Raw genomic sequence first — 18,836 nt, 5'->3', positions numbered from 1 at the left:
GCCGAGATCAGCGTACATAGAAGTAGATCGCGCAGAAATGGCAGAGGCTGCCGCCCAGCACAAATCCATGCCAGATGGCGTGATTATAGGGAATACGCCGCGCCACATAGAAAATCACCCCCAGCGAATAGACAATCCCGCCCGCCGCCAGCAGCCAGACGCAGCCCGGCGGCAGGATCATCGCCAGCTGATAAACCACAATCAGCGACAGCCACCCCATGCAGAGATAGGTCACCAGCGAGAGCGCCTTAAAACGCTCGGCTATCGTGAGCTTGAACAGCACGCCTGCCAGCGCCAGCAGCCAGATGACCGCCATCAATCCGTAGGCCAGCGGCGTCCGCAGACCGACCAGCAGGAACGGCGTGTAGGTACCGGCGATCAGCAGATAGATGGCGCAGTGATCCAGCTTTTTCAGCCAGGGCCTGACCGGGCCATCAGGGATCGCGTGGTAGAGCGTCGAGGCCAGAAACAGCAGGATCATGCTGCCGCCATAGAGGCTGTAACTGATAAACGTCAGCGTATCCGCCTGCCTTTCAGCGGCCTGATGGAGCATCAGCACCAGCCCGACAATGCCGGAAAGGCAGCCAAGACCGTGACTGATACTGTTGGCAATTTCTTCTGCGAACCAGTCGCCCGCAGCGGGCCGGATTTTATGAGAGAGCGTCGTGGTCATTTCCATTTCCTGAACAGCAGTAGCACGAGGTCACGCTCTGCAGCGTAACCAACAATTATTTCAGTGTACAGCTGTACGCTAAAAATTTCTGATGTGATTCTCTGCGCCCGAACCGCACGCCAAATCTGATAAACTAACCGCCGGTCAACTGTTCAACGAGTCATTCATGTTCTCGCATCGCGATCTCGCCCGCCTTAACGATCTGGAAATGCAGGTCTATCAGTTCATCATTAAGCACCGTGAAAGCGTCAGCTATATGACCATTCGCGAACTGGCTGAGCAGACGGGGGTCTCCACCACCACCGTGCTGCGTTTCTGCCGCAGAATGGGCTGTGAAGGCTGGTCAGAGTTCCGTATCCGCCTGCGCTTAAACGAGAAGAGTCCGCCGCTGCTCAACACGGCGGGCGTCAGCGACATGCTGAGCTTTTTTAAAAGTATTAATAATCCCGAATTTGAGGAACTGATTGCGCAGGTTGCACGGAAGATTAATCAGGCGGAGCAGGTCTTCTTTATTGGCGTCGGCACCTCCGGCAGCCTGGCGAAATATGGCGCACGTTTTTTCTCTAATCTTGGAAAATTCAGCCACGCGATTGACGATCCCTATTATCCGGTCACGCCCGATCTCTATGAGAATGCGGTGGCGATTATGCTTTCGGTGTCCGGAGAAACCGCAGAGATCCTGCGCATTGCCAGCCAGTTCAGCCAGAATAAGTGCAAAATCGTGGCTATTACCAACACGGAAAGCTGCTCGCTGGCCAGACTGGGGGATTTTTCGCTCTGCTATCACGTCCCTATTATCCGCACGGCGGACCACTGCGATATCACGACACAGGTGCCGGTCACCTATATTATCGAAGCGATCGGCCGTCAGCTGGGAAAATAAAACAGCCTGTTTTTCAGATGTAACAAACGCCATTTCAGGCCCGGTGTTATAGCGTGACTTTCTTTATTGCCTTGCTACACTCAGCTCAATTTCACTATCCGGAATGGAGTCGCGCATGAGTGCAGAATTGCAGTTACCAAAGGGCTTTCTCTGGGGCGGTGCCGTTGCCGCGCATCAGGTCGAAGGCGGCTGGGATCAGGGTGGCAAAGGTGTGAGCATTGCTGATGTCCTGACCGGCGGGTCACATGGCGTGGATCGGGTGATCACCGATGGCGTGCAGCCCGGCCACTTCTATCCGAACCATCAGGGCGTGGAGTTTTATTCCCACTATAAGCAGGATGTCGCGCTGTTTGCCGAGATGGGCTTCAGATGTTTCCGCACTTCCATTGCCTGGACCCGCATCTTCCCCAACGGCGATGAGCAGCAGCCCAACGAAGCCGGCCTGCAGTTTTATGACGACCTGTTCGATGAACTGCTGAAGTATGGCATTGAACCGGTCATCACCCTTTCGCACTTCGAGATGCCCTATCACCTGGTAAAAGAGTATGGCGGCTGGCACAACCGTAAAGTGGTCGACTTCTTTGTGCGCTTCAGCGAAGTGGTGCTGAACCGCTATAAGCACAAAGTGAAGTACTGGATGACCTTTAACGAGATCAACAACCAGCGCAACTGGCAGTATCCGCTGTTTGGCTACTGCTGCTCAGGTGTGATCTTCACCGAGCATGAGAAGCCGGAACAGGCGATGTATCAGGTGATGCACCATCAGTTTGTTGCCAGTGCGCGCGTAGTGAAACTCGGCCACGCTATCAACCCTGAGTTTAAGATTGGCTGCATGATCGCCATGGTGCCGGTCTACCCCTTCTCCTGTCATCCGGATGATGTGGTGCTGGCTCAGGAAGCGATGCATCAGCGTTATGTCTTCAGTGACGTGCAGATGCGCGGTGCCTACCCGGCGTACACCCTGAAAGAGTGGGCGCGCAAAGGGTATGAGATTCAGATGGAAGCTGACGATGCCAGCACGCTGCGTGAAGGATGTGCAGACTATGTGGGCTTCAGCTATTACATGAGTAATGCCGTGAAGACCGATGCCAGCGGTGTTGACGATCCCATCACCGGCTTTGAGGGTGTGGTGAAGAACCCGCATGTGAAAGCCTCAGACTGGGGCTGGCAGATTGACCCGGTGGGTCTGCGCTATGTCCTGAACGACCTCTATGAGCGCTATCAGAAGCCGCTGTTCATCGTGGAAAACGGCTTTGGGGCTATCGATAAGCCCAACGCCGAGGGCGTGATCGAAGATGACTACCGCATCGACTATCTGCGTGCGCATATCGAAGAGATGAAGAAAGCCGTGACCTGGGATGGCGTCGACCTGATGGGTTACACGCCGTGGGGCTGTCTGGACTGTGTCTCTTTCACCACCGGTCAGTACGACAAGCGTTACGGCTTTATTCATGTGAATAAAAACGATGATGGCAGCGGCGATTTCTCCCGTGCAAAGAAGAAGAGCTTCGGCTGGTATCAGCAGGTTATCGCCAGCAACGGCGAAAACCTCTAATCCGCCGCCGGCGGGCTGCGCGGATTAACGGCCCCCGGCAGCGTCAATGATGCTGCCGGTAATGTAAGAGGCCGCCTCGCTGGCCAGCCAGACGATCGCTTCCGCCACCTCTTCGGCTTCGCCGCCGCGTCCCATCGGGATCGCGCTGGCGAGCCGATCCACCCGGCCTGGCTCACCGCCATCGGCATGCATCTCTGTATAGATGAACCCCGGCCGGACGCCGTTCACCCGAATCCCCTGCTGCGCCACTTCCAGTGACAATCCGCGCGTCAGCGTATCCATCGCCCCTTTTGACGCGGCGTAGTCAACATATTCGCCCGGCGCACCCGTACGGGAGGCGGCCGATGAGACATTGACGATGGCCCCGCCCTGCCCCCCATGATGAGTACCCATCCGCTTCACCGCCTCGCGGCAGCAGAGAAAGGTTCCGATAACGTTCGTGGCAAAGACCTTTTGCAGACGCGCCGCCGCCAGATCTTCGGTGCGGCACTGCTGAAACAGAATTCCGGCGTTGTTGACCAGCAACGTCAGCGGTTCCGGCTGCTGGTCGAGCTGCGCAAACAGCGCCATCACCTCCGCTTCATCGCTGATGTCTGCCCGGATCGCAAAGGCGTCACCGCCCTGCTGCTGAATCTGCGCCACCACCTGCCGGGCCTCCTCTTCACGCTGACGATAGTTCACCGCAACCCGGTATCCCCGCGCGGCCAGTAACCGCGCCGTGGCGCGTCCGATGCCCCGACTGCCGCCCGTCACCAGTGCCAGTTTCATGCTGCTTCTCCGAAAAAAAAGGGCCGATAAATCGGCCCGGTGGGGTATTACTCTCCGCGCTACTGATAGTCGCTCATCGGCACACAGGCGCAGAACAGGTTACGGTCACCAAAGACATCATCCAGACGTTTTACCGTCGGCCAGTATTTGTTATGGCTGCCTGCCGGGAAGACCGCCAGTTCACGGCTGTAAGGGTGTGACCACTCACTGACGATTTCCAGCTGGGTATGCGGCGCATTCACCAGCGGGTTGTCGTCCAGCGGCCACTCCCCTGCGGCCACCCGATCGATCTCCATACGGATAGCCAGCATCGCGTCGATAAAGCGGTCCAGCTCGATTTTGCTCTCTGACTCTGTCGGCTCGACCATCAGGGTACCGGCAACCGGGAACGACATGGTCGGTGCGTGGAAGCCGTAATCGATCAGGCGCTTCGCAATATCCAGCTCACTGATACCGGTCTGCTCTTTCAGCGGACGGATGTCGAGAATACATTCGTGCGCCACGCGCCCGTCACGCCCGGTATAGAGCACCGGATACGCCGATTTCAGGCGGCTGGCGATGTAGTTGGCGTTCAGGATCGCCACCGAACTCGCCTGTTTCAGCCCCTCTGCGCCCATCATACGGATGTACATCCAGCTGATTGGCAGGATAGAGGCGCTGCCAAACGGCGCTGCGGAGACGGCCCCCTGCTGCGTCAGGATATCGTCGATCTGCACGACGCTGTGTCCCGGTACAAAAGGCGCGAGGTGCGCTTTCACACCAATCGGCCCCATGCCCGGACCGCCACCGCCGTGCGGGATGCAGAAGGTTTTATGCAGGTTCAGGTGCGAGACGTCCGCGCCGATGTAGCCCGGCGTGGTGATGCCGACCTGGGCGTTCATGTTCGCGCCATCCAGATAAACCTGGCCGCCATGCTGATGCACAATCTGGCACACTTCACGAATCGTCTCTTCATAGACGCCGTGCGTAGACGGGTACGTCACCATAATGCAGGAGAGCTTATCGCCCGCCTGCGCCGCTTTTTCACGCAGATCGTTCAGGTCGATGTTGCCCTGCTTATCACAGGCCACCACCACCACGTCCATGCCCGCCATCTGCGCGGACGCCGGGTTGGTGCCGTGCGCCGAACTCGGGATCAGGCAGAGGTGGCGATCGCCCTCGCCACGGCTTTCGTGATAACGACGGATTGCCAGCAGCCCGGCATATTCACCCTGCGCGCCGGAGTTAGGCTGCATACAGAGCGCATCATAGCCGGTGAGCTGTACCAGCCACTGCGAAAGCTGGCCGATCATCTGCAGATAGCCGGTGGCCTGCTCAGCCGGGCAGAACGGATGCAGCTCCGCAAATTCCGGCCAGGTGATCGGGATCATCTCGGCGGCGGCGTTGAGCTTCATGGTGCAGGAGCCAAGCGGGATCATCGCCTGGTTCAGCGCCAGATCCTTTTTCTCCAGGCTGTGCATGTAGCGCATCATCTCGGTTTCACTGTGATGACGGTTGAATACCGGATGGGTCAGGATCTCACTCTGGCGCTGCAGCCCCGCCGGAATCGCATGGCCTGCGCGGGCGACGTCGCTGTCGAGCGCGTCCAGATTCTGACCGTGATCATCGCCCAGCAGAATCTCGAACAGCGCCAGGATATCGTCACGGCAGGTGGTTTCATCCAGCGTGATGCCGACGGCGTTGTGGATGTCGCTGCGCAGGTTCACACCAAAGCTCAGCGCACGATTCAGCACGGCGGCTTTATCCGCCACGTCGACCGTCAGCGTGTCGAACCAGTGCTGATGGCGCAGCTTCAGGCCGCCCTGCTGCAGTCCCGCCGCCAGAATGCTGGTGAAGCGATGAATGCGCGAGGCGATGCGTTTCAGACCCGCCGGGCCATGGAACACCGCATAGAGACCGGCGATGTTGGCGAGCAGCACCTGTGAGGTACAGATGTTGGAGTTAGCCTTTTCACGGCGGATATGCTGTTCGCGGGTCTGCATCGCCATACGCAGCGCAGTGTTGCCCGCGGCATCGCGCGATACGCCGATGATACGGCCAGGCATAGAACGCTTATGCTCATCGCGGCTGGCGAAGAAGGCTGCGTGCGGGCCGCCGTAGCCCATTGGCACGCCAAAACGCTGGGCTGAACCAAAGACGATGTCTGCGCCCTGCCTGCCCGGAGCCTCCAGTAAGACCAGCGACATAAAGTCCGCCGCCATACTTACGACCACTTTGCGCGCTTTCAGGTCGCCGATCAGCGCGCTGTAATCGTGCGCATCGCCGGTGGTGCCGACCTGTTGCAGCAGCACACCAAACAGGTCGTCATGCTCAACCGCCTTTTCTGCGCGATCGACGATCAGTTCAAAACCAAAGGTCTCCGCACGGGTGCGGACCACATCCAGCGTCTGCGGATGAATATCATCGGCGATAAAGAATTTGTTGGCGTTTTTGAGCTTGCTGACGCGTTTTGCCATCGCCATCGCTTCCGCCGCAGCGGTCGCCTCATCCAGCAGAGAGGCCGAGGCGATATCCATGCCGGTGAGGTCCAGCGTCAGTTGCTGGAAGTTCAGCAGCGCTTCCAGTCGGCCCTGTGAAACTTCCGGCTGATAGGGAGTATAAGCCGTGTACCAGCCCGGATTCTCCAGCATGTTACGCAGGATCACCGGTGGCGTGATCACCGCGCTGTATCCCATCCCAATCCAGGATTTGTAGCGCAGGTTCTGACTGGCAATCGCTTTCAGCTCCGCCAGCGCCTGCTGTTCTGTGACGGCATCGCCCACCGCAGGCGGGCCGGGCAGCTGAATGTCTGCCGGCACAATCGTACCGATCAGCGCCTCCAGCGAACGGGCGCCGATGGCGTCGAGCATTTGCGCCTGCTGCTCAGGTGAAGGACCAATATGGCGCTCGATGAAGGCACCGTTGTGTTCAAGCTGGCTGAGAGTCTGAGTCATTAGCAGTAAATCCTGAATCGGGCTGGGGGAACCGGAAATCAAACAGAAATCTGCGGCCTCGCGGCGAGGCCGCCTGACGACTACTCGTCGATAGAGGCTTTATAAGCATCTGCATCCAGCAGCGCGTCGATTTCCGATTCGTCGCTGGCTTTGAGTTTAAATAACCAGCCGCCGTCATACGGCTCGCTGTTGACCTGCTCAGGGGAGTCGGTCAGCGCGTCATTGACCGCGACCACTTCACCGCTGATCGGCGCATAGATGTCTGAGGCAGCCTTAACGGACTCGGCAACCGCGCACTCTTCACCCGCGGCAAAGGTCGCGCCCACTTCCGGCAGGTCGACGAACACCATGTCGCCCAGTAACTCCTGCGCATGTTCCGTGATGCCGACGGTGTAGCTGCCGTCGGCTTCTTTACGCACCCACTCGTGGCTGTCACGGTACTTCAACGTATTTGGCACATTGCTCATTGGCCATTTCTCCTGAATAAAATTTACTGAGCGACCGGTTTACCGGCGCGGACAAAAACGGGACGGGTTACCTGGACCGGCATCTGGCGGTTACGGATCTCAACGATGGCGCTGCTGCCGACGCTGGCCGGTACGCGCGCCAGGGCGATGCTGCAACCCAGTGTCGGTGAGAAAGAGCCACTGGTGATGATCCCCTCCTGCAACTGCCCCTGACTATCGGTGAAGCGCACCGGCAGGCCGTTACGCAGCACCCCTTTTTCCCTGAGGATCAGCCCGACCAGCTTGTCGGTACCCCGTTCGCGCTGCACTTCCAGCGCTTCCCGGCCGATAAAATCGCGATCGGTGGGTTCCCAGCTGAGGGTCCAGCCCATGTTGGCGGCCAGCGGGGAGACGCTTTCATCCATCTCCTGACCATAGAGGTTCATACCCGCCTCCAGGCGCAGCGTGTCGCGCGCGCCCAGTCCGGCAGGCCTGACGCCCGCGGCCAGCAGACGCTGCCAGAATCCGGCCGCTTCCGCAGCGGGTAAGGCAATCTCATAGCCCGCTTCACCGGTATAGCCGGTGGTGGCGATAAACAGATCGCCCGACGCCACACCGAAGAAGGGCTTCATGCCCGCCACAGCCTCGCGCTGCGCCGCGGTGAACAGCGTCTGAGCTTTCTGCTGCGCCTGCGGCCCCTGCACGGCGATCAGCGCCAGGTCATCGCGTTCGGTCAGCGTAATGCCATAGCCTTCGGCGTGCTGCGCGATCCAGGCGAGATCTTTTTCGCGGGTCGCGGAGTTCACCACCAGCCGGAAAAACGTCTCGCTCATAAAGTAAACAATTAAATCGTCAATGACGCCACCCGAGGCATTCAGCATGCCGGTATAGAGCGCTTTGCCCGGCTGCGTCAGTTTTGCCACATCGTTTGCCAGCAGATAACGCAGGAATTCGCGGGTGCGCGGGCCTGTCAGATCGACAATGGTCATGTGGGAGACGTCAAACATGCCGGCGTCGGTGCGCACCACATGATGCTCATCCATCTGCGAGCCATAGTGCAGCGGCATCATCCAGCCGTGAAAATCCACCATGCGGGCGCCGCAGGCCTGATGCTGTTCAAACAGAGGTGTTTGCTGAGTCATAACGATCCTGTGCAGAAGCGAGTGAGTGCAAAAGTGCGCCGGATTTCAGCACCGACGCAAACGTTCTCTTACGGCTGACGTTACCACCGAATCTGAGGATTAACCATAAGCAAACCGGGGGCGAAATCAGAAGCACAGCCTAACCAGAAAGGGGCGACCGCAGGATAAAAAACTGCAATTTTGTGATTAATCGCGCAATAAATGCAGGGATTTTAAATATACGTAGCAAATTTATGCGGGAGGACGTCCGGGATGTTAAAAAAATAGCGAGCGCATAAGCGTCAGGAATGAAAAAAACTAATGCGAATTGAGCGGCAAAATTAGAATAAATCAAATGAGGAACCCTGCTGGTGCAGCGTTGCCTTTTTGTGGTGCAGAGGCGGTTCAGCGATAAAAAAAGCCAGCGCAGGCTGGCTTTCAGAGGGAGAGATTAGCGGAGCCAGGCGGGCAAATCGTTCAGCCCCATCGCCTGCTTCAGCATCATCGGTTTGACGCCCGGCAGACGATCGGCCAGTTTCAGCCCCACGTCGCGCAGCAGTTTTTTGGCCGGATGATTGCCCGCAAACATTTCACGGAAGCCCTGCATGCCCGCCAGCATCATGGCCGCGCTGTGCTTACGGCTGCGCTCGTAACGGCGCAGATAGAGGTGCTGACCGATATCTTTGCCCTGCTGATGCAGACGCCGAATTTCACCGATCAGCTCGGCGGCATCCATAAAGCCCAGGTTCACGCCCTGGCCCGCCAGTGGATGAATGGTGTGCGCCGCATCGCCCACCAGCGCCAGACGGTGCGCGGCAAACTGACGGGCATAGCGCGCCACCAGCGGGAACGATTTGCGTTCACTCGCCAGTTCGCACAGGCCAAGCCGCATATCAAATGCCACGGAGAGCTGCTGATTGAACAGCGCGTCCGGCATGGTTTCCAGACGGCTCGCCTCCTGCGGCGAGAGCGACCAGACGATCGAACTCAGATGCGGGTCCTGCATTGGCAGGAAGGCCAGAATGCCGTCGCCGTGGAACACCTGACGGGCCACCGCGTCGTGCGGCTTTTCCGTGCGGACGTTGGCCACTAACGCGTGGTGATCGTAGTCCCAGAAGGTCAGCGGAATGTCCGCCTTGTTGCGCAGCCAGGAGTGAGCACCGTCTGCGGCAATCATCAGCCGCGCGCTCAGCATGGTGCCATCCTGCAGGGTAATAAAGGCTTCGTTGTCACCAAAGGCAACCTGCTGCAACTGCGCGGGCGCCATGAGGGTGACGTCGCTGCAATCGCTGGCGCGCTGCCAGAGCGCATGATGAATGACCGGATTTTCGATGATATGACCCAGATGCGACAGGCCCTGCTGCTGGTCATCAAAAGCGATGGTGCCGAAACTGTCTCTGTCCCACACTTCCATGCCGTGATACGCGCGGCAGCGCTGTGAGAGAATGGCCGACCAGACATCAAGCTTCTGCAGCAGCCGTTCGCTGGCGGCATTGATTGCTGACACGCGAATGGAGGGTGACGCACTCAGCGCCATCGGTGGCTCCGGTGATTTCTCCAGCACGGCGATGCGCAGTCCGCTGCTCTGCAGGCCACAGGCCACCGCCAGTCCTACCATACCGCCACCGGCAATCACCACATCAAAAGTTTGCATCTGAGCCTCTTTATTAACGCTTAACCCAGCCAAGCGTGCGCTCGGCCAGTTGATTTCGTAGCCACGGCAGATGATCCATCGCCAGCAGGCCCAGGTTACGTCCCGCCACCAGCGGCCCATAACGATTCGCGAAGATGCGCACCAGCCCGTCGGTTATGCCGATAGTGGCGGCGCGGTCGGCCTGACGACGCTGCTGATAGTGATGCAGCACCGGATAACTGCCGGGATCCTGCTGGTGCCGATGGGCGGCAGCCAGGGTTTCAGCCAGCGACATTACATCGCGCAGCCCCAGGTTAAAGCCCTGTCCGGCAATCGGGTGCAGCGTCTGGGCTGCATTGCCGACTACCGCCACGCGATGCGCGATCGGCGACACCGCCTGGTGCAGCGCCAGCGGATAATATTCACGCCGGCCGGTGTGGGTAAATCTGCCCAGTCGCCAGCCAAAGGCGCGCTGCAGCTGGCTGAGAAAGTCGGCGTCGCTCCACTGTGCAACCTGGTCGCGCTGCGTGTCCGGATGGCACCAGACCAGCGACAGGCGGTTGTCCGACATCGGCAGCAGCGCCAGCGGGCCATGTTCGGTGAAGCGTTCAAACGCCCGTCCCTGATGCGGCAGCGCCGCAGAGACGTTGGCGATCACCGCGATCTGCTGATACGCCTCACGCTGCCACTGGATGCCGCACGAGGCAGCCAGCGCAGAGCGCGTCCCATCTGCCGCGATCAGCAGCTGGCCGCTGAGACGCTCCTCATTATCCAGCGTCACCTCAACCTGCTGCGCAGTGCGCTCCGCCCGGACCACGCGGGCCGGACAGCGCAGGGTCACCCCCGGCGCTTTTTTCAGCTCCGTAAACAGCCGCTGGCCCACGTCGAACAGCCCGACCACCTGCCCCAGCGCCGGAATAGCGTAGTCTGCCGCCGCCAGCGAGACGAAGCCAGCATGACCACGGTCGGAAACATGGATATTGGTAATCGGCGTGGCACAACTGGCGATGTGCTGCCACAGGTTAATGTCCGCCAGTTGCTGACAGGTACCCGCAGAGAGCGCGATGGCCCGGCCATCAAAACCCGGATGCGCACGGCTGCCCGGCTCGCTGCTTTCAATCAGCGTAACCGGCAGCCTGCCCTGAGTCAGGTGGGAGATCGCCAGCGCCAGCGTCGCCCCGGTCATGCCGCCACCGGCAATCAGAATCGTCATGCCTGTCGTGCCGCCGCCATCAGTGCTTCAATCTCATCGGCCTCTTTCACGACGCTGTCGGTGAGATTCTCGATGCCGGTTTCGGTGATCACGATGTCATCTTCGATGCGGATACCGATCCCGCGATAGCGGGCGGGCACGTCCGCATCCGGCGCGATATAGAGGCCCGGCTCAACGGTTAACACCATGCCCGGTTCCAGAATCCGGTCGCGGCTTGGGGTGCCGTAGTGACCGACATCATGCACATCCAGACCCAGCCAGTGGCTCAGACCATGCATGAAGAATGCGCGGTGCGCCTCCTCCGCAATCAGGGTATCGATATCCCCCTCCAGGATCTCCAGCTCTACCAGCCCCGTAACCATGATGCGTACCACTTCATCATTCACTTCACGGATGCTAACGCCAGGCCGGAACAGCTCAAGCGAGCGCTTCAGGGAGGCCAGAACGATGTCATAGATAGCGCGCTGGGCCGGGCTGAACCTGCCGTTCACCGGGAAGGTTCGGGTGATGTCGCCCGCATAGCCCTGGAACTCGCAGCCCGCGTCGATCAGCACCAGCTCGCCGTCGCGCATCTCACTTTCGTTTTCGGTGTAGTGCAGAATGCAGCCGTTTTCGCCCGCGCCCACGATGGTGTTATAGGAGGGATAACGTGCGCCGTGACGGGTAAATTCGTGATGGATTTCCCCTTCGAGCTGATACTCAAACATGCCCGGCTGACAGGCCTGCATCGCGCGGGTGTGCGCCAGCGCGGTGATCTCCCCGGCACGGCGAAGCAGCGCGATCTCATCCTCATCTTTGAACAGGCGCATCTCATGCACCCACGGACGCCAGTCCGTCACGGTGGCTGGCGCACTGAGATTCTGGCGGAAACCGCGGCGCAGCTTATCCAGCGCGCCGGAGACCAGCGTATCCGCGTAGGCGTATTCGCCCTGCGCGTGGTAGATCACATCCAGGCCGTTGAGCAGCAGGTGAAGCTGTTCGCCGATGTCGTTCCAGGGTAAAGCGCGATCGACGCCCAGTTTTTCCGGCGCCGCCTGCTGGCCCAGCCTGCGGCCAGACCAGATTTCTGCGTTGGGATCGCGTACCCGGTTAAACAGCACGCTGTGGTTATGATTCGCATCGCTTTTAATCAATACCAGCAGCGCCTGCGGTTCATTGAACCCGGTGAAATACCAGAAATCGCTACTCTGGCGGAACGGATACTCGCTGTCGTTACTGCGCGTTACTTCGGGCGCAGCAAAAATTAACGCTGCGCTTCCTGGCGCCATCTTCGCCAGCAGTGCCTGACGGCGCTGCAGGAATCGTTCCAGTGAAATCATCTCTGCACTCCCTGTAAACTGACCGGTTAAACGTGTTGTCCTGAAATTAGTGTAGCGTCGGCTTCTGAACTTCTGGCGCAGTGGGCTGCGGACGGGTGAAGGTGTCGTGACACAACAGTGCCGCCACGCGCACATATTCGATCACCTCTTCCAGCGACTGCTCCAGCTCTTCCTGGTCTTCATCTTCTTCATAACCGAGCTGCGCAATCGTGCGCAGATCGTCGATAGCCTCGCCGGTTTCACCGGTGACTTTATCCAGTTTAGGCTGTGTTACGCCCAGGCCGAGCAGAAAATGGTTAACCCAGCCGGCCAGCGCATCGGCGCGGTCAAAGACGGTGATATCGTCGTCAGCGGGCAGAAGCAGCTGAAACAGGAAACCCTCCTCTTCCAGCGTGGTCGCCGTGTGCTCGTGCAGCGCCGCCAGCGGCACGGCAAGAGTGTGTGAAAACGCCATGCCTTCGTTAGCCAGATCGTGTACCAGCGTCTTCCAGCTGGTGTCCTGGTTACCGCCGCAGAGGATGCCGCTCAGCAGACCATGCATTTCTGCTGGTGTCATTCCCACACCCTGCTGGGAGAGTACGGCGGCAAGCGCGTTGTAATCGGGGGTTGCGTTCTGTAAGGACATAAGTTTTCATCGTCGTTGGCAGAATAAGTTCGTGTTATGCTACCACTAGCTGCCTCAAGGTTTCCAGAAAAGGGGTTGTATCTTATTTCGTGGGTCTATATAGTTGCCCGCCTCCCAAGCCATTGACTGCTAAGGGAGTTGCGAGCGAAGGAATCAGTCAGGAAGGTGGCATGTCTGCACAACCGGTAGATTTACAAATTTTTGGTCGTTCGTTGAGAGTGAATTGTCCGCCAGAGCAGCAAGATGCGCTCAATAGCGCGGCTGAAGATCTCAATCAACGGTTGCAAGATCTGAAAGTTCGCACTAGAGTCACAAATACAGAACAACTGGTGTTCATTGCCGCGTTAAACGTCTGCCACGAGCTGGCGCAGGAGAAAGTGAAAACGCGCGATTATGCTGCTAATATGGAACAGCGCATCCGTATGTTGCAGCAGACGATTGAACAGGCACTGGTTGAGCAGGTCCGCATCTCCGAACGTGAAGGTGCGAAGTTCGAATAAAACTTCATGGTTGCGCCACGTCAGGCAACGGTGAGGTAAATTTTCTCTGAGATGTTTGCAAGTGGGCCAGTCCCCTGAGCCGATATTTCGAAAAAACAGAATGTGACGCTCTGTAACCTGTGTGCATGCTCGGTTCGTCCGAGAAGCCTGATGGTTACGACGGCATGTTCACCTTGAACCAAGGGTTCAAGGGTTACAGCCTACGGCGGCATCTCGGAGATCTCCCTTCTTTTCGTCCTGCTTTTTTCCCCCGACCGACATGTTATAGTGGCTGCTCAGCGACTTATCCGGCGGGGAAATCATGTCAGAACCTTCCATGACACAACGTCAGGCGATTCGTCAGCAGGTCCGCCACCTGCGGCGTGCTCTGACCGATGAGCAGCAGGCTCAGGCGGCGGAACAGCTCGCTGAACTCGCCCTGAACTTTGCGCCCCTCTCGGCGGCTGACACCGTTGCGCTGTTCCTCTCCGTCGATGGCGAACTCAATACCCGGCCACTGATCGCCCGGCTCTGGCACCTGAAGAAGACGGTCTGCCTGCCGGTGTTACACCCTTTCTCTCCCGGTCATTTACTGTTTTTACGCTATACGCCCGATACCCCGTTGATAACGAACAGGCTGGGCATCCCGGAACCGCCGTTGGATATCCGGCAGCTGATCACGCTGGATCAGCTGGATCTGATGCTGGTACCGCTGGTTGCATTCGATCGCCACGGGCAGCGGCTGGGGATGGGCGGCGGCTTCTACGATCGCACGCTGCAGCAGTGGCGGCAGCATGGCTTTCTGCCTGTGGGTGTGGCGCACGACTGTCAGCAGGTGGAGGGTTTGCCGGTGGCAGAATGGGATGTGCCTCTGCCCGCTATTATCACGCCGTCAACGCTCTGGCAGTGGGAGTAGCAGCGCCCTTTTCAGGTGGCTGAAAACCCGATCGGGCAGCAGTGAAGCGTGCAGTACGAAGGGAACAGGCTCAGCCGCAAAGCAGCCTGAGCCTGACGTTGCTGACGACATGAAGTGGCGCGACCTGGCGCCACCTCCTGCCTGAACGGCTTAGTAAAGCAGGCGGGCGCGGATGGTGCCCGGAATGGCCTTCATCAGCTGCAGGGCTTTGTCCGCCACTTCCGGCTCCGCATCGATGTCGATCACCACATACCCCATAAATGGCGACGTCTGCAGATACTGCGCGGCAATGTTGATGCCCTGCTCCGCAAAAATCTGGTTGATGGCCGTCAGCACGCCCGGACGGTTCTCGTGGATGTGCAGCAGACGACTGGCGCTGATACCGTGGATCGGCAGCGACACCTCCGGGAAATTTACCGCCGACAGGGTTGAGCCGTTGTCGGAGTATTTCGCCAGCTTGCCCGCCACTTCAATCCCGATGTTCTCCTGCGCTTCTTCCGTCGAGCCGCCAATGTGCGGGGTCAGGATCACGTTATCGAACTCGCTCAGCGGAGAGATGAAAGGATCGCTGTTAGTCGCCGGCTCGACCGGGAAGACGTCGATGGCTGCGCCACCTACCTGCTTGCTGGCCAGCGCGTCGCACAGCGCCGGGATATCGACCACTGTACCGCGTGAGGCGTTAATCAGCAGTGCACCTGGCTTCATCTGTGCCAGCTGCTCTGCACCAATCATATCCTGCGTGGAGAGCGTTTCCGGTACGTGCAGGCTGACAACATCGCTCATGTTAAGCAGATCGGCCAGATGACGAACCTGGGTGGCGTTACCCAGCGGCAGCTTGTTTTCAATGTCGTAGAAGAAGACGTGCATCCCCAGGCTTTCCGCCAGCACGCCGAGCTGCATACCGATGTGACCGTAACCGATGATACCCAGCTTCTTACCGCGTGCTTCAAACGACCCTTTGGCATTCTTGTTCCAGATGCCACGGTGAGCTTTCGCGTTCGCTTCCGGGATGCCGCGCAGCATCAGCAGCATTTCACCAATCACCAGTTCCGCTACCGAGCGGGTATTGGAGAACGGCGCGTTGAATACCGGGATCCCGCGGCTGGCCGCAGCGTCCAGATCTACCTGGTTGGTACCAATACAGAAACACCCTACGGCGACCAGCTTTTCAGCTGCGGCAAAAATCTCTTCAGTAAGCTGGGAGCGGGAACGGATACCAATGAAATGCGCATCGCGGATCGATGCTTTTAATGCGTCGGAGTCCAGTGCGCCCTTGTGGAATTCGATGTTGGTGTAGCCTGCTGCCCGCAGGTTATCCAGCGCACTCTGATGGACACCTTCCACCAGCAGGAACTTAATCTTATCTTTTTCCAGTGATACCTTTGCCATTTCCCGATCCTATTCAGCGTTCAATGAGGACTACCATAAGCCAGCCTTCTGTCAAAATATCAAAAAAATCGCGTCCGGCAATACAAACGATTGCCCGCAGGCCAGCACGGCAACGGCTGACGGCAGCACATTGCCGGACAAAATCATGAGGTGGGCGTTGAAGAGAGAACGAACCCGCTGCGGATGACGGTTATGTGACATAAGTCACCAAATTTCATCCAGGCGAGAAAAGATGATTTGCAGGCAGAAATAACCGGCGCCGGAATGACGCCGGCCAGATCATCTTTTGATGGTTTTCACCCCATCCGGTCCGCCAATCAGCGCAATATCGGCACCGCGCGCGGCAAAAAGGCCGACGGTCACTACACCCGGCAGCGCATTGATGGTTTTTTCCAGTTCGACCGGGTCGAGAATGCGCAGATTATGCACGTCGAGAATAATGTTGCCGTTGTCGGTGACCACGTTCTGACGATACTCCGGCAGGCCGCCCATTTTCACCAGCTCACGCGCCACATAGCTGCGCGCCATCGGGATGACCTCAACCGGCAGCGGAAAACGGCCCAGGATATCCACCTCTTTAGAGGCGTCTGCGATGCAGATAAAGGTCTGCGCCACCGCGGCCACGATTTTCTCCCGCGTCAGAGCCGCCCCGCCGCCTTTGATCATCTGCATCTGTGGGTTGATCTCATCCGCGCCATCAACATAGACCGAAAGCTGGTCAACCTCGTTCAGATCAAACACCTGAATGCCCAGGCTTTTCAGCTTCTGGGTTGAGGCATCGGAGCTGGAGACGGCGCCGTCGATCTGATGTCTGACCGTGGCAAGCGCATCGATAAAGTGGGACGCGGTCGATCCGGTGCCTACGCCAACAATGGTGCCTGGCTGCACGTACTCAAGTGCAGCCCAGCCAACGGCTTTTTTCAGTTCATCCTGGGTCATGGTATGTTTAAAACCTGTGCGACAACGAAGTGCGCGTAGTATAAAACAAGGCTTGCTGAAAATGCGCGGCTGACCGACGTGGATTTATCGGTTTGGAAGCCAGCCCACAAAAACAAGTGAGCCATCACCGGTGACACTTCTGTGGCATAGTGACGTCCACCCTGAAGGAGAGAAAACAAGAATGAAACGCCCGGATTATCGAACGCTTCAGGCGCTGGATTCAGTGATCCGCGAACGCGGGTTTGAGCGTGCCGCACAGAAACTGTGTATCACCCAGTCGGCGGTGTCACAGCGCATCAAGCAGCTGGAGAACCTGTTTGGTCAGCCGCTGCTGGTGCGTACCGTGCCGCCACGCCCCACCGAGCAGGGGCAGAAACTGCTGGCGTTACTGCACCAGGTGGAGCTGCTGGAAGAGGAGTGGCTGGGCGATGAGAACAGTGGCACCACGCCGCTGCTGCTGTCGCTGGCGGTCAACGCCGACAGTCTGGCGACCTGGCTGCTGCCTGCGCTGAAGGATGTGCTGGCAGATTCGCCGGTACGCCTGAACCTGCAGGTCGAAGATGAAACCCGCACGCAGGAGCGCCTGCGTCGCGGTGAAGTGGTGGGCGCGGTCAGTATCCAGCCGCAGCCTCTGCCCAGTTGCCTGGTCGATCAGCTTGGCGCGCTCGACTACCTGTTCGTGGCGTCACGCGACTTCGCCGATCGTTTCTTCCCCAACGGTGTCACCCGCTCTGCCCTGCTGAAGGCGCCTGCGGTGGCGTTTGACCACCTTGACGATATGCATCAGGCCTTTCTGCAGCAGAACTTTGACCTGTCACCCGGCAGCGTGCCCTGCCACATCGTGAACTCCTCGGAGGCCTTTGTGCAGATGGCGCGACAGGGTTCGACCTGCTGTATGATCCCGCATCTGCAGATTGAGCGTGAACTGGCGAGCGGAGAGTTAATCGATCTGACGCCAGGCCTCTATCAGCGCCGGATGCTCTACTGGCACCGGTTTGCGCCTGAAAGCCGGTTGATGCGTCGGGTGACCGATGCGCTGATTGCGCATGGACATCGGGTGCTGCGGCAGGATGAGGTCGCCGCCTGAAACAAAAACGGGGCATCCGCCCCGTTTTTTTATTGTGCCGCGTTGGGCTTGATCTCAAACACCACATCGACCTGGTCGTCAAAGTTGATGCTCTGCTGATCGTAGGTCTCCTGCGCAGAGGTCTCTGGCGCCGCCGCTGCTTTATACATACGGTTCATCGGCATAGGCTGATAGTTAGCCACCTGATAGCGGATGCTGTAGATCGGGCCCAGCTTCGCGTTGAATCCTTCCGCCAGCTGAGAGGCCTGCCGGGTCGCATTCTGAATCGCCGCTTTACGCGCCTGCTCTTTATAGCTCTCCGGGTTAGCCACGCCTAACTCGACGCTGCGAACCTCGTTCAGACCGGACTTCAGCGCCCCATCCAGCAGATCGTTCAGCTTATCCAGCTGACGCAGCGTGACCTGCACCTGACGGACGGCACGGTAGCCTTTCAGCACCGATTTTCCCTCTTTGGTGTAGTCATACTCAGGCTGGGTGCTCAGGTTAGCGGCATCGATATCTTTCTTCTCAATGCCGTTTTTCTGAAGAAAATCGAAATATTGTGCAACCCGGCTGTCCGCCTGCTTTTTCGCATCCGCGGCGTCTTTGGATGAGACGTTCACCACGATAGAGAGCGTGGCGATATCGGGACGGGCATCGACTGTTGCCTTGCCTGAGGTCACCACGTGGGGCCCGTTTGGTAACTCATCAGCCTGTACGCCAGGCAGTGCCCCGGCGCTCATGATTGCGGCCAGAGCCAATGCTTTCAGTTTCATGAAAGTCCTCCTTGAAAAGGTCATTTTGACGGCTTCTAACCGGCGAAGCCCAGCAGCGCATCGGTATGCGCCATGCTTTGAGTGGTCATTATGGCAAAAGTT

General features: G+C 58.5%; 17 protein-coding genes and 1 other RNA gene. 6 read left to right on the top strand and 12 right to left on the bottom strand.

Annotated features, from left to right (window positions below; translation table 11 throughout):
- Positions 1 to 7: 7 nt before the first annotated feature.
- A complete protein-coding gene (gene trhA, locus J1C59_RS03910) occupies positions 8 to 673 on the bottom strand; it encodes a PAQR family membrane homeostasis protein TrhA (RefSeq protein WP_128083937.1) in 666 nt (221 codons plus the stop codon).
- Between the two features lie 166 nt (positions 674 to 839).
- Here trhA and J1C59_RS03905 point away from each other — a divergent pair, with 166 nt between their 5' ends.
- Both J1C59_RS03905 and J1C59_RS03900 read left to right on the top strand, forming a co-directional pair.
- A complete protein-coding gene (locus J1C59_RS03905) occupies positions 840 to 1,556 on the top strand; it encodes a MurR/RpiR family transcriptional regulator (protein WP_128083936.1) in 717 nt (238 codons plus the stop codon).
- A gap of 115 nt (positions 1,557 to 1,671) precedes the next feature.
- Positions 1,672 to 3,111, top strand: a complete 1,440-nt coding sequence (locus J1C59_RS03900; RefSeq protein ID WP_128083935.1) for a 6-phospho-beta-glucosidase — start codon at positions 1,672 to 1,674, stop codon at positions 3,109 to 3,111.
- Positions 3,112 to 3,135: 24 nt separating this feature from the next.
- Here the strand turns inward: J1C59_RS03900 and J1C59_RS03895 are convergent, their stop codons facing one another.
- The 8 genes from J1C59_RS03895 to J1C59_RS03860 form a co-directional block, all read right to left on the bottom strand.
- On the bottom strand, positions 3,136 to 3,879 hold the full coding sequence (locus J1C59_RS03895; RefSeq protein WP_128083934.1) for an SDR family oxidoreductase: 744 nt from the start codon (positions 3,877 to 3,879) through the stop codon (positions 3,136 to 3,138).
- 59 nt (positions 3,880 to 3,938) lie between these two features.
- Complete coding sequence (gene gcvP, locus J1C59_RS03890) at positions 3,939 to 6,812, bottom strand: aminomethyl-transferring glycine dehydrogenase (RefSeq protein WP_128083933.1); 2,874 nt, start codon at positions 6,810 to 6,812, stop codon at positions 3,939 to 3,941.
- Positions 6,813 to 6,892: 80 nt separating this feature from the next.
- On the bottom strand, positions 6,893 to 7,279 hold the full coding sequence (gene gcvH, locus J1C59_RS03885) for a glycine cleavage system protein GcvH (RefSeq protein ID WP_128083932.1): 387 nt from the start codon (positions 7,277 to 7,279) through the stop codon (positions 6,893 to 6,895).
- A 23-nt stretch (positions 7,280 to 7,302) separates the two neighbouring features.
- The gene (gene gcvT, locus J1C59_RS03880; protein ID WP_128083931.1) at positions 7,303 to 8,400 is read right to left on the bottom strand and encodes a glycine cleavage system aminomethyltransferase GcvT; all 1,098 of its coding nucleotides are present in this window, start codon (positions 8,398 to 8,400) and stop codon (positions 7,303 to 7,305) included.
- Positions 8,401 to 8,830: 430 nt separating this feature from the next.
- Positions 8,831 to 10,033: an FAD-dependent 2-octaprenylphenol hydroxylase gene (ubiI, locus tag J1C59_RS03875; RefSeq protein WP_128083930.1), complete on the bottom strand. Its 1,203-nt coding sequence runs from the start codon at positions 10,031 to 10,033 to the stop codon at positions 8,831 to 8,833.
- A 13-nt stretch (positions 10,034 to 10,046) separates the two neighbouring features.
- The gene (gene ubiH, locus J1C59_RS03870) at positions 10,047 to 11,225 is read right to left on the bottom strand and encodes a 2-octaprenyl-6-methoxyphenyl hydroxylase (protein ID WP_128083929.1); all 1,179 of its coding nucleotides are present in this window, start codon (positions 11,223 to 11,225) and stop codon (positions 10,047 to 10,049) included.
- Complete coding sequence (pepP, locus tag J1C59_RS03865) at positions 11,222 to 12,544, bottom strand: Xaa-Pro aminopeptidase (RefSeq protein WP_128083928.1); 1,323 nt, start codon at positions 12,542 to 12,544, stop codon at positions 11,222 to 11,224. The genes ubiH and pepP overlap by 4 nt, the downstream gene beginning before the upstream one ends.
- 46 nt (positions 12,545 to 12,590) lie before the next feature.
- Positions 12,591 to 13,169: a YecA/YgfB family protein gene (locus J1C59_RS03860; RefSeq protein WP_128083927.1), complete on the bottom strand. Its 579-nt coding sequence runs from the start codon at positions 13,167 to 13,169 to the stop codon at positions 12,591 to 12,593.
- A gap of 170 nt (positions 13,170 to 13,339) precedes the next feature.
- Here J1C59_RS03860 and zapA point away from each other — a divergent pair, with 170 nt between their 5' ends.
- The 3 genes from zapA to J1C59_RS03845 all read left to right on the top strand — a co-directional run bounded on the left by zapA (position 13,340) and on the right by J1C59_RS03845 (position 14,564).
- Positions 13,340 to 13,669: a cell division protein ZapA gene (zapA, locus tag J1C59_RS03855; RefSeq protein WP_128083926.1), complete on the top strand. Its 330-nt coding sequence runs from the start codon at positions 13,340 to 13,342 to the stop codon at positions 13,667 to 13,669.
- A gap of 40 nt (positions 13,670 to 13,709) precedes the next feature.
- A non-coding RNA gene (gene ssrS, locus J1C59_RS03850) (6S RNA) lies at positions 13,710 to 13,893 on the top strand.
- 77 nt (positions 13,894 to 13,970) lie between these two features.
- Positions 13,971 to 14,564, top strand: a complete 594-nt coding sequence (locus J1C59_RS03845) for a 5-formyltetrahydrofolate cyclo-ligase (RefSeq protein WP_128083925.1) — start codon at positions 13,971 to 13,973, stop codon at positions 14,562 to 14,564.
- A 150-nt stretch (positions 14,565 to 14,714) separates the two neighbouring features.
- Here J1C59_RS03845 and serA read toward each other — a convergent pair whose 3' ends face one another.
- Both serA and rpiA read right to left on the bottom strand, forming a co-directional pair.
- On the bottom strand, positions 14,715 to 15,953 hold the full coding sequence (gene serA, locus J1C59_RS03840; RefSeq protein ID WP_111140637.1) for a phosphoglycerate dehydrogenase: 1,239 nt from the start codon (positions 15,951 to 15,953) through the stop codon (positions 14,715 to 14,717).
- A gap of 279 nt (positions 15,954 to 16,232) precedes the next feature.
- Positions 16,233 to 16,892 carry a ribose-5-phosphate isomerase RpiA gene (rpiA, locus tag J1C59_RS03835; RefSeq protein ID WP_128083923.1) on the bottom strand — a complete coding sequence of 220 codons (660 nt, stop codon included), beginning with the start codon at positions 16,890 to 16,892 and terminating at the stop codon, positions 16,233 to 16,235.
- Positions 16,893 to 17,073: 181 nt separating this feature from the next.
- Between rpiA and J1C59_RS03830 the strand changes: the two genes are divergently transcribed.
- A complete protein-coding gene (locus tag J1C59_RS03830) occupies positions 17,074 to 17,979 on the top strand; it encodes a LysR family transcriptional regulator ArgP (RefSeq protein ID WP_128083922.1) in 906 nt (301 codons plus the stop codon).
- Between the two features lie 29 nt (positions 17,980 to 18,008).
- Here the strand turns inward: J1C59_RS03830 and J1C59_RS03825 are convergent, their stop codons facing one another.
- On the bottom strand, positions 18,009 to 18,734 hold the full coding sequence (locus tag J1C59_RS03825) for an oxidative stress defense protein (RefSeq protein ID WP_128083921.1): 726 nt from the start codon (positions 18,732 to 18,734) through the stop codon (positions 18,009 to 18,011).
- Between the last annotated feature and the right edge of the window lie 102 nt (positions 18,735 to 18,836).

The sequence above is a fragment of the Pantoea deleyi genome (genome assembly GCF_022647325.1).
Classification (GTDB): Bacteria; Pseudomonadota; Gammaproteobacteria; order Enterobacterales; family Enterobacteriaceae; genus Pantoea; species Pantoea deleyi.
This window is presented reverse-complemented; position numbering and strand designations above follow the sequence as displayed.